The sequence below is a fragment of the Duganella callida genome, from assembly GCF_004614165.1.
Lineage (GTDB): Bacteria > Pseudomonadota > Gammaproteobacteria > Burkholderiales > Burkholderiaceae_D > Rugamonas > Rugamonas callida.
This window is the reverse complement of record NZ_SPVG01000021.1, coordinates 1-10842: the sequence shown is the minus strand read 5'-3', so window position 1 is coordinate 10842 and position 10842 is coordinate 1. Positions and strand designations below refer to the sequence as shown.

At 64.9% G+C, this 10842-nt stretch carries 9 protein-coding genes; 4 read left to right on the top strand and 5 right to left on the bottom strand.

The window, feature by feature from the left end; all coding sequences use genetic code 11:
* The first annotated feature begins 5 nt into the window (after positions 1–5).
* A complete protein-coding gene (locus E4L98_RS01770) occupies positions 6–2702 on the top strand; it encodes a TonB-dependent receptor plug domain-containing protein (RefSeq protein ID WP_167761253.1) in 2697 nt (898 codons plus the stop codon).
* On the opposite strand, the gene E4L98_RS01765 is transcribed toward E4L98_RS01770, so the two are convergent.
* Entirely contained in the window at positions 2699–3913 is a 1215-nt protein-coding gene (locus tag E4L98_RS01765) for an MFS transporter (protein ID WP_135199848.1), read from the bottom strand. The two genes, E4L98_RS01770 and E4L98_RS01765, sit on opposite strands and share 4 nt — an antisense overlap.
* A gap of 114 nt (positions 3914–4027) precedes the next feature.
* On the opposite strand from E4L98_RS01765, the gene E4L98_RS01760 reads away from it, so the two are divergent.
* From E4L98_RS01760 to E4L98_RS01750, 3 genes are read left to right on the top strand one after another with little or no spacing between them, the layout of a single operon-like run.
* Positions 4028–4939 carry a LysR family transcriptional regulator gene (locus tag E4L98_RS01760; protein WP_135199847.1) on the top strand — a complete coding sequence of 304 codons (912 nt, stop codon included), beginning with the start codon at positions 4028–4030 and terminating at the stop codon, positions 4937–4939.
* Positions 4940–4980: 41 nt separating this feature from the next.
* Positions 4981–6570 carry a S41 family peptidase gene (locus E4L98_RS01755; protein ID WP_135199846.1) on the top strand — a complete coding sequence of 530 codons (1590 nt, stop codon included), beginning with the start codon at positions 4981–4983 and terminating at the stop codon, positions 6568–6570.
* 40 nt (positions 6571–6610) lie between these two features.
* Positions 6611–8380, top strand: a complete 1770-nt coding sequence (locus tag E4L98_RS01750) for a M14 family metallopeptidase (protein WP_135199845.1) — start codon at positions 6611–6613, stop codon at positions 8378–8380.
* A 30-nt stretch (positions 8381–8410) separates the two neighbouring features.
* Here E4L98_RS01750 and E4L98_RS01745 read toward each other — a convergent pair whose 3' ends face one another.
* The 4 genes from E4L98_RS01745 to E4L98_RS01730 all read right to left on the bottom strand — a co-directional run.
* A complete protein-coding gene (locus tag E4L98_RS01745; protein ID WP_135199844.1) occupies positions 8411–8779 on the bottom strand; it encodes a hypothetical protein in 369 nt (122 codons plus the stop codon).
* Positions 8780–8838: 59 nt separating this feature from the next.
* Positions 8839–9750: a tRNA 2-thiocytidine(32) synthetase TtcA gene (gene ttcA / locus E4L98_RS01740; RefSeq protein WP_135199843.1), complete on the bottom strand. Its 912-nt coding sequence runs from the start codon at positions 9748–9750 to the stop codon at positions 8839–8841.
* Positions 9747–10145 (bottom strand): dihydroneopterin aldolase, encoded by a 399-nt coding sequence (locus E4L98_RS01735; RefSeq protein ID WP_135199842.1) that lies wholly within the window; start codon positions 10143–10145, stop codon positions 9747–9749. The genes ttcA and E4L98_RS01735 overlap by 4 nt, the downstream gene beginning before the upstream one ends.
* A gap of 50 nt (positions 10146–10195) precedes the next feature.
* A partial coding sequence (locus E4L98_RS01730; RefSeq protein WP_135199841.1) for an SDR family oxidoreductase occupies positions 10196–10842 on the bottom strand: 647 nt, incomplete at its 5' end.

Genomic DNA, 10842 nt, shown 5'->3' with positions numbered 1-10842 from the left:
TTACAATGCCTACAACATGTAAGCTGAACCCGTTGGCCGCTGGCGCTATCGCGCTGTTGGCCGGCGTTGCCGCCCCTACCGTGGCGCTGGCTCAGGATGCGGCGGCCACTACGCCGCCCGCGGTGGTGATCACCGGCTCGCGTATCCCGCGCGCCAGTCTGGAAGGCCCGTCGGCGGTGACGGTGCTGACCGCCGATGACCTGGAAAAACAGGGCTTCCGTAACGTTTTCGATGCGCTGAGCAATCAGACCCAGAACAGCGGCTTTACCCAGGGCGCCGATTACGGCAATACCTTTACGCCGTCGGCCAACGCCATCAGCTTGCGCGGCCTGGGGCCGAACCATACGCTGGTGCTGCTCAACGGCCGCCGCCTGGCGGACTTCCCGATCGCGTACGACGGTACGGTCAATTTCACCAATCTGGCGAACATCCCGTCGAGCGTGGTGGAGCGCGTCGAGATTCTCAGCGGCGGCGCTTCGGCCGTGTACGGCTCGGATGCGATTGCCGGGGTGGTCAACATCATTCTGAAGAAGCAGTTTGATGGGCTGGATGTGAATCTGAAGGCCGGTGCGACCTCGCGCGGCGGCGCCGGCGACAAGCGGGTGCAAATCACCGGCGGCAAGAGCTTCGACAAGCTGAACACGCTGTTCAGCCTCGAGCTGTTGGAGCGCGATCCGCTGTGGAGCGCCGACCGCGACTTCATGGCCAGCAGGACCGGCGTGGCGCCGACCTCGGTGATGGGCCGCAAAAACGTCAGCACCGGCAAGTACGTGGACCTGGGCGCCGCCTGCGCGGCCATCGGCGATCTGTTCGGCGGCAGCACGGTGAGCTATGCATCCAAGACCGGCAGCTATTGCGCCAGCCCGAAAGTCAGCCCGACCTACTGGACCACCATCACCAAAAACAGCAGTCAGAATCTGTTCGGCAGCGCCAATTACGAGCTGTCGCCGACCACCACGCTGTTCGCGGAGGCGCTGTATGGCCAGAACCGCAGCACCAACAATACGCGCGGGCCGTCGTGGACGTCGCGCTCGCTGACCGACAGCTATTTCTGGAACCAGAACACCAGCGCCTACGAGGCATGGAACCGTTACATTTCGCCGGAAGAGATGGGCGGCGTGGATCGCTACAACCGCTATTGGGACGACAAGGCCAGCTCGATTTCGCTGGGCCTGCGCGGCGCCATCACCGGCACCACCTGGAACTACGAGGCCAGCTACACGGCTTCGCTGTACACCAGCCAGGATCACCGTCCGCGCGCGCTGGCGAATATCGACAGCTTTTTCCTCGGCCCGCAGCTGGGCGTGGACAAGAACGGCGTGGCGATCTTCGCGCCCGATCCGGCGCGCCTGACCAAACGCCTGACGCCGCAGGAATTCGACAGCATCACCGGCGCTTCGGTCAGCGACGACAAGTCGTGGACCAACACACTGAGTCTGACCGCCAACGGTGAAGCGTTCACGCTGCCGGCCGGTCCGGTGAAGCTGGCGGCGGTGGCGGAGCTGGGCAAGCAGGGCTTTTCCAATGAGCCGGACGCGCGCATCAATCAGGGCTATTTCAATGTCGCCACCGGTTCGGACGTGACGGCCGGCACCCGCAAGCGCTACGCGCTGGGCGCGGAAGCCAGCATCCCGGTGATCGAAACCGTGGATGCGACGCTGGCCGGGCGCTATGACCGCTACAACTTCGCCGGCCGCGATGACGGCAAGTTCACCTACAACGGCGGCATCGAATGGCGTCCGCTCAAGCAGCTGCTGGTGCGCGGCACCTATGCCACCAGCTTCCGCGCGCCGGACATGAACTACATCTACAAGGCGCGCGGCACCGGCTATTACTCGTCCAGCACCGATTACTACCGCTGCGCCAAGGCCGGCCAGGCGATTGCCGGCTGCGAGTTCGCCAACTACTCGCCGGGCGCGGATTACGTGCAGACCGGCAGCAAGGATCTGCGTTCGGAGAAGGGGCGCTCGACCGGCCTCGGTATCGTCTGGTCGCCGAGCGCGGACCTGGATATCTCGCTCGATTACTGGAACATCAAGATCAGCGACCTGGTCACCAATCTGGATGCCGACCAGCTGCTGCGCGACGAAGCGGCCTGCCGCATCGGCGGCGATCTGAGCTCGCCGACCTGCGCCGACGCGATTGCGCGCATCACCCGCTTCCCGGACAATGCGCTGAACCGTCCGGGCGAGATCAAGTCCATCCTGGTCAATCCGATCAATGCCGCTGCGACCAGCGTGGATGGCATGGATGTCGCCGGCAAGTACGTGTTCCGCACCAGGGACTATGGCAACTTCATCGCCAAGGCCAACTACTCGAAGACGCTGAACAAGCACTCGCGCCAGTTTTCCGGCGATCCGCTCAAGGACGATCTGGCAGACCTGACCAACTACGACTGGCGCGACAAGCTGAACGCCAGCCTGACCTGGAATACCGGCAAATGGTCCCATACCCTGTTCCTGCAGCGTTACGGCAAAACGCCCAACGCCGCCGGCGAGGCATTCCTGACGCCGACCACCCTGGTCAACGCCAGCGTGGTGTATCGCCTGAACGACCGCGCCACCGTCTCGGTGGCGCTGAACAACCTGTTCAACCAGGTCAAGGCGGACAGCAGTGCCGGCTGGCCTTACTACCCGGTCGGTAATTACAGCCCGGTCGGCCGCCAGGGCTGGATCGAGCTGAATTACCACTTCGGCGGTTAAACCGCCGGCTTGCGCTGATCGCTGGTGTGGCCCAGATATTCGGTCACCCAGTACAGCAGCGCCGCGCCGTTGAAGGCCATGCCGGTCAGCAGTGCGGCGTGCCAGCCGTGGGTGGCGAACATCCAGCCGCCCAGCGCCGAGCCGACCGCGCCGCCGGCGAAGAACAGCGCGAAATAGACGCCATTCAGGCGGCTGCGCACTTCCGCACCCAGCGTGAAGATGGCGCGCTGGCCCAGCACCAGGTTGGCCGCCACGCCCATGTCCAGCACGATCGAGGCGATCACCAGGATCGCCAGGGCGACGTTGCGCGAGCCCGGTACGATCATCGGCAGTGCAAACCCGATCACACCCAGCGCCAGCGCGGCGGCGGTGGCCATCAGCGTGTGACCCTTGTCGGCCAGCTTGCCGGCGATCGGCGAAGCCACCGCGCCGGCCATGCCGACCAGCGCGAAGATGGCGATGCCGGTCTGCGACAGGTGGAACTGCGGGCCGGACAGCATCAGCGGCGTCACGGTCCAGAACAGGCTGAACGAACCGAACAGGCCGGCGTGATAGGCGGCGCGGCGGCGCAGCACCGGCGTCTGCAGGAACAGGTGCCACAGCGAACCCATCAGCTTGGGATAGCTGATGTGGTGGTTGGGCATGCGCACCGGCAGCTTGGCGCGCAGCACGAAGGCCACCACCAGCACCATCACCGCGGCGCCGCCGAACACCACGTGCCAGTTGCTGGCGTCGGCGATCAGGCTGGCGGCGGGGCGCGACAGCATGATGCCCAGCAGCAGGCCGCTGACCACCTTGCCGACCGTGACGCCGCGCGTGGCTTCCTTCGACAGGTGGGCGGCGAACGGCACGATGATCTGCGCCGCCACCGAGCCCAGGCCGATGCCCAGCGCGGCGGTCAGGAACATCCAGGCGCTGCTGCTGACGGCGGCCAGCACCAGCATGGCCGACGTGAAGATCAGGCCGGTGAATACCAGGCGGCGGTTTTCCAGCAAGTCGCCCAGCGGCACGATGAACAGCAGGCCGAGACAGTAGCCGATCTGGGTCAGGGTGACGATCAGGCCGGCCGCTTGCGGCGACAGGCCGGTGGAGGCGCTGATCGGACCGACCAGGGTTTGCGCGTAGTACAGGCTGGCGACGATCAGGCCGGTGGCGGTGGCCAGCAGGCCGACCATGCCGGGGCTGATGTCTTTTTCTTGCGTGTTGTTCATGATGTTGCTCCGAAGAGATTGCGATGAACAAATTTTAGGCAAAACGCGGCCAAAGATAATTAGGGCATAATGCGCCTATACTTTTCACATTATGTGAACAATCATGGAGCGCTTATGGACCGTCTGAAAGCCATGCAGACCTTCGTCCGCATCGTCGAGGCCAACAGCTACACCAAGGCCGCCGAGACGCTGGACCTGCCGCGCGCCGCGCTCACCGCCACCATCAAGAAGCTGGAAGCCTTCCTCGGCACGCAGCTGCTGCAGCGGACCACGCGCCGGCTGTCGCTGACCCAGGATGGCGCCGATTACTTCCAGAAGTGCCTGGAGATCCTGCAGGCGGTGGAGGATGCCGAGGGCGCGTTCCGCGGCGCCAACGCCGGCCTGCCGCGCGGACGGCTGCGCGTCGAGTTGCCGGGCACTTTCGGCCGCCATGTGGTGATGCCGCATATTGCGCAGTTCTGCACGCGGTATCCGGAAGTGGACCTGGTGGCCAGCCTGAGCGAACGGGTGCGCGACCTGACGGAGGAGGGCCTGGACTGTTCGCTGCGCATCGGCGTGCTGCAGGATTCGGCCATGATCGCGCGCCGGCTGGGCAACATGAGCTTCGTCACCTGCGCCGCGCCGGCGTATCTGGCGCAACACGGCGTGCCGCGCACGCTGGACGACCTGCGCCTGCACCGCGGCGTTTCGCATTTTTCCGGCCTGACCGGCCGGCCCTACGATTGGGATTTCGTGGTCGATGGCAGCGTGGTGCGGATGGAGCTGCGCAGCGCCATCACCATCAACGACGCCGAGGCCAACGTCGCCTGCGCGCTGCAGGGGCTGGGCCTGTCGCAGGCGGCGCGCTACCAGGTGCGCGAGCACTTGCGCAGCGGCGCGCTGGTCGAGGTGCTGGCCGACACGCTGCCGACGCCGATGCCGATCTCGCTGCTGTACCCGCAGGGCCGCATGGCGTCGCCGCGCCTGCGGGTGTTTGCCGACTGGGTCGCGGCGTTGTTACAAGATGACACGGATTTGCAGGCTTGATAAGTTTATAATCGGCCGCCTTGGCCCCGATTTGATCGTCGATGAAACCGAATTCCAGACTGCTATCCTTGTTTGCCGTCCTGCCCGTGCTGCTTGCCGCCTGCGGCGGCGGTTCTTCCTCCGCACCGGTCGAGGGCTCGCCGCCCGTCATCGCCGATCCGCCGGTGACGACGCCACCGGTCACGCCGCCGACCACGCCGGTCGACCCGCCGGTGGTGACGCCGCCGGCCACCGACCCGTCCAGGCCGGACTGGTTCACGCTGTTCGGCCATTGCGAACATCCGCGCACCGGCCTGCAGCCGAACGGTCTGCCGTACCTCGATTTCCAGGGCACGCTGAACGACGAGTTGCGCTGGATGCGTTCCTACATCGACGACAGCTACCTCTGGTACAAGGAAATCCCGGCCAACATCAATATGGCGGACTACAAGACGCCGATCGACTATTTCAACGTGCTCAAGACCCCGGCCGTCACCGCGTCCGGCCGTCCCAAGGACCGCTTCCACTTCACCTATCCCACCGAGGTGTGGAACGCCATGAGCAACGAGGGCGTGGCGCTGAGCTACGGTATTACCTGGTCGCGCACCGCTACCGGTGTGCTGCCACGCGTGTGGGCGGCGGCGCTGGTGGAACCTGGCTCGCCGGCCGATGTCGCGGGCGTGCGCCGCGGCGACACGGTGGTGTCGGTGGATGGCGTCAACCTTCAGGGCACCAGCGCCGCCGACCTGGCGGTGATCAATGCCGGCCTGCTGCCGCAGACCGCTGGCGTTGCGCATACATTCGTGATGGCGCGCGGTGGCGTGTCGCTGCCGGTGACGCTGAGTGCTGCCAGGCTGGCGTTGGTTCCGGTGCACGGCGCGCAGGTGCTGGAGACGGCGAAGGGCAAGGTCGGATACCTGCAATACGACGACCAGAACGCCGTGGCGGAGAGCCTGCTGGCCGATGCCTTCAACGGCTTCCGGAGCGCCGGCGTGTCGGACCTGATCCTGGACATGCGCTATAACGGCGGAGGCTACGTGCGCCTGGCCGCCGAGCTGGCATACATGATTGCGGGCCCGGACGCCAGCAAGGACAAGATCTTCGAAAAGCTGCAGCACAATGACAAGCAGCCGGAATCGGCGCCGCAGATGTTTTCGTCCACTGCTTACGGCTTTGTGCCGGCGAAGATGAAGACCGGCACGCCGCTGCCTTACCTGGGCCTGAAACACGTCACGATACTGGCCACGGCCGGCACCTGCTCGGCCAGCGAGTCGGTGATCAATGGCTTGCGCGGCATCGATATCGAGGTCACGCTGATCGGCGGCGATACCTGCGGCAAGCCCTATGCGTTCACGCCGGCGCCGAACTGCGGCACCACCTATTTCGCCATCGAGACGCAGGGCACCAACAACAAGGGCTACGGTGATTATGCCGACGGTTTCGCCCCCACCTGCAGAGGAGTCGATGACTTGAACCACGAGCTGGGCGACGTCAACGAAGGGCTGCTGTCGGCGGCGCTGCGCTATCACGTCACCGGCATGTGTCCGGCGGTACCGATGGGGAACCGGCGGCTGAACGGGGTCACCGTCAACGGCCCGCTGGAAGTCGAGCGGCCGGAAGGCAAGCAGATATCCATCCGCCTGCGCCAGTAAGCAGACTATAATTTTCGATCACCTTTTGTTGGAAGCTCACATGATCCGTTCCGCCGTATTGCTCGCCCTTGCCGCCAGCGCGCCGCTGGTCCACGCCGCCCCGGCCGCCGCGCCGCTGACCACCGTCTCCGAACGCTCCGGCTTCCAGAGCACCGGCCGCTACGAGGAGGTGATCGCGCTGTGCGCCCAGTTCCAGAAAGCCTATCCGAAGCAGGTGCGCTGCTTCGAATTCGGCCGCACGCCGGAAGGCCGGCCGATGCTGGCGCTGGCCGTCTCGCGCAGCGGCGCGCTGAGCGCCGCCGAGGCGAAGAAAAAGGGCCTGCCGGTGATGCTGATCCAGGGCGGCATCCACGCCGGCGAGATCGACGGCAAGGACGCCGGCTTCCTGGCGCTGCGCGAGGCGCTGGAGGGCAAGGTGGCGCCGGGCGCGCTGGACAAGCAGGTGTTGTTGTTCGTCCCGGTGTTCAACGTCGACGGCCATGAACGCTTCGGCAAGAACAACCGTCCCAACCAGCGCGGTCCGGTGGAGATGGGCTGGCGCACGACGGCGCAGAACTACAACCTGAACCGCGATTACGTCAAGGCCGACGCGCCCGAGATGCAGGCCATGCTGGCGCTGGTGAACGCCTGGGACCCGCTGGCCTACGTCGACCTGCACGTGACCGACGGCGCCAAGTTCCAGCCCGACGTCTCGATCCAGGTCGAGCCGGTGCACGGCGGCGACGAGGCGCTGAAGGTGGCCGGCGCCGCGCTGCAGAACAATGTGATGGCCGACCTCAAGGCGCAGGGTTCCGATCCCAAGCCGTACTACATCTCGTTCGCCAAGGAAGACGATCCGGCCTCCGGCTTTGTCGACAGCATGTCGACGCCGCGCTTCTCGACCGGCTACTTCCCGATGCGCAACCGCTTCGCCATGCTGGTGGAAACCCACTCGTGGAAGGATTACCCGACCCGCGTGCGCATCACCCACAACACCATCGTCTCGCTGCTGAACCAGGTGGCGCAGCACGGCAAGGCGTGGCAAAAGCTGGCGCAGGAGGCCGATGCGCGCGCGCTGGGCCTGGGCGGCAGCGAGTTCCCGCTCAGTTACCGCACCACCTTCAACGCCAAAACCATCCAGTTCCCCGGCTATGAATACACGCGCGAACATTCGGACATCTCGGGCGGCCTGTGGACGCGCTACGACGAGAGCAAGCCGCAGATGTGGACCGTGCCGCTGCGCGACGAGGTGGTGCCGGACCTCAAGGTGAAGGCGCCGCTGGGCGGCTACATCGTGCCGCTGGCGCAGGCCGCGTGGGTGGGCGCCAAGCTGAAACAGCACGGCATCGAATTCAAGACCATCAAGGACGATCAGATGTCGGCCGAGGTGGAAACCTTCCGTGCGTCCAAGGTGAAGTTCGGCGCGCAGCCGTTCGAAGGCCATCAGTCGCTGGCGGTGGAGGGCGACTGGGGCCGCGAGCGCCGCGCCGTCAGCAAGGGCGCGCTGTTCGTGCCGATCGCGCAGCCGAAGGCGCGCCTGGTGATGACCATGCTGGAGCCGCGCGGCGCCGATGGCCTGCTGGCCTGGGGCGAGTTCAATAACGCCTTCGAGCGCAAGGAGTACATGGAGGACTACGTGGCGGAGGAAGTGGCGCGCGACCAGCTGCAAGGCGATCCGGCCCTGCGCGCCGAGTTCCAGAAGAAGCTGGACAGCGATCCGGAATTCAACCAGAGCCCGGCCAAGCGGCTGGAATTCTTCGCGCGCCGCCATGCGTCGTGGGATGAGCGCTACAACCTGTATCCGGTGATGCGCACGGCGCAGAAGTTCTAAAGAAAATGGCCTCGCGAAGAGGCCACTTTTTTACAGCGAGATGCCGGATTGCAGGTAGCCGGTCCCGTCGTGCTGCTTGGCCGCCATCTCTTCCTGCATCTTCTGTTTGATCATCTGGGCGATTTTTTCGTCGACCGCTTTTTTCTGCTCGGGCGACATGGCGTTGTACTGGTCGTCGGTGATGCCGAGCTGCTTGCGCATCGCCGACGCCATGCGCTCCTCGGGCGTCATCTTCAGGTACTTTTCCAGCTCCTGCGAAGCCTCCGACTGCTGCGTCTGCGCGGTGTTCAGCACGGCGCCGAAAGTAGCGCCGGCGGTGGTGCCCTTCGAACCCGGCGGGAACCTGGCCGCCAGCGATTCACTTGCATTAAAGGGTCGGTTTTCGACTTTGATACTCATAGGTTCTCCTTTACGTTGAGGTCACGGAGACGCTTCCTAGCCGGGGGACGAGGGAAGACCTATTCTCCGCGCTGCAGCGGAATGATACCCGGAACCGTGGCCGGCGTGGAGCAGGGCTCCTCGTCGAAGGCGATGTCGCCCAGCGGATTGGCGACGCCGTCGGCCTTGATGTCGCGGAAGCCGAACAGGTCGCGGTCCATCAGGTGCGACGGCACCACCGTCGACAGCGACGAGAAGATGTTCTCCACACGGCCCGGGAATTTCTTTTCCCAGTCGCGCATCATGGCCTTGATCTGCTTGCGCTGCAGGTTTTCCTGCGAGCCGCACAGGTCGCACGGGATGATGGGGAAGTGCTTCACCTCGGCATAACGCTCGGTGTCTTCTTCCTTCACGTAGGCCAGCGGGCGGATCACCATGTGCTTGCCGTCGTCCGACACCAGTTTGGCCGGCATGCCCTTGATTTTCCCGCCGAAGAACATGTTGAGGAAGAAGGTTTCAAGAATGTCGTCGCGGTGGTGGCCGAGGGCGATCTTGTTGCAACCCAGTTCATCGGCCACGCGGTACAGGATGCCGCGGCGCAGGCGCGAGCATAGCGAGCAGGTGGTTTTGCCTTCCGGGATCAGGCGCTTGACGATGCTGTAGGTGTCCTGGTTTTCGATGTGGAAGGGCACGCCCAGCTTTTCCAGGTAGGCCGGCAGCACCTCGGCCGGGAAGTTCGGCTGCTTCTGGTCCAGGTTGACGGCGACGATCTCGAAGTGAATCGGCGCGCGCTCGCGCAGCGTCATCAGGATGTCGAGCAGGGCGTACGAGTCCTTGCCGCCGGACAGGCAGACCATCACCTTGTCGCCATCCTCGATCATGTTGAAATCGCCGATGGCCTGGCCCACCAGGCGGCACAGGCGCTTGTGCAGCTTGTTGTTCTCGTGGGCGATTTTTTCGGCGGCCTTGATGTTGTCGATGACTGCGTTCATGCTGGTTCCTTGATTTTGAATACTTCCACGCCCACGCCTTCGCAGTCCGGGTAGACGTCCGGCTTCATGGTCGAGACACAGGCGGCGCGCACGCTGGGGTGGGCCAGCATTTCGCGCACGATGTCGTCGCACAGGGTTTCCTGCAGCTGCACGTGGCCGCGCGCCATGCGGGCGGCGATGGTGTTGCGGATGAAATCGTAGTCCACCACTTCCTCCAGCTGGTCGTGCTTGGGCGAGGACACGGCCAGCGGGATGTAGAGGTCGACGTTGATGAGCAGACGCTGCTCGCCCTTTTTCTCGAACTCGTAGACGCCGATGTTGATCATCACTTCGTAATTGCGCAGGAACAGCCGGCGGCAGTCGGTCAGTTGCGGGTGTATCAGGGCGGACAGCATGGCGGATTACCTTCTTTCGATTTGAATGCTACTTAAATGCTACTTAGATGCTATTGAGCGAGGAACATCACGTCACGCGGCAGCGGCAGCAGGTGCTGGCCGCCGTCGACCAGCAAGGTGGTGCCGGTCAGCGCGCGCGCCGATGCCGCGTACACCACGGCGTCGGCGATGTCCTCGGGGGTGCTGGAACGGCCCAGCGGCGTTTGCTGGTGGGCGTGGACGAAGCCAGCCTCGGTCTGGTCGCCGGACAGCATGGTGATGCCGGGCGCCACGCCCACCACCCGCAGCCTGGGCGCCAGCTGCTGCGCCAGCATGGTGGTGGCGGTGTGCAGCGCAGCCTTGGACAGGGTGTACGACAAAAAATCCGGATTGAGATTGTACAGCTTCTGGTCCAGCAGATTGATGACGGCGGCCTGCGCGCCGTCCGGCGTGGCCGCGTGCAGCGCCTGCGCCAGCAGGATGGGGGCGGCCACGTTGGCGTGCATGTGCTGATCCAGCCGGGCGGTGCTGAAATCCGCGGCGCTGTCGTACTCGAACAGCGAAGCATTGTTGACCACGCAGTGCACGGCGCCCAGCGCGGCGACTGCGCGCGGCAACAGTGTGCGCACGGCCGCCTCGTCCGACAGGTCGCAGTGCAGCGTGACGGCGCGCCGGCCCAGGGCCGTGATCTCGGCGGCGACGGCGTGCGCCTCCTGTC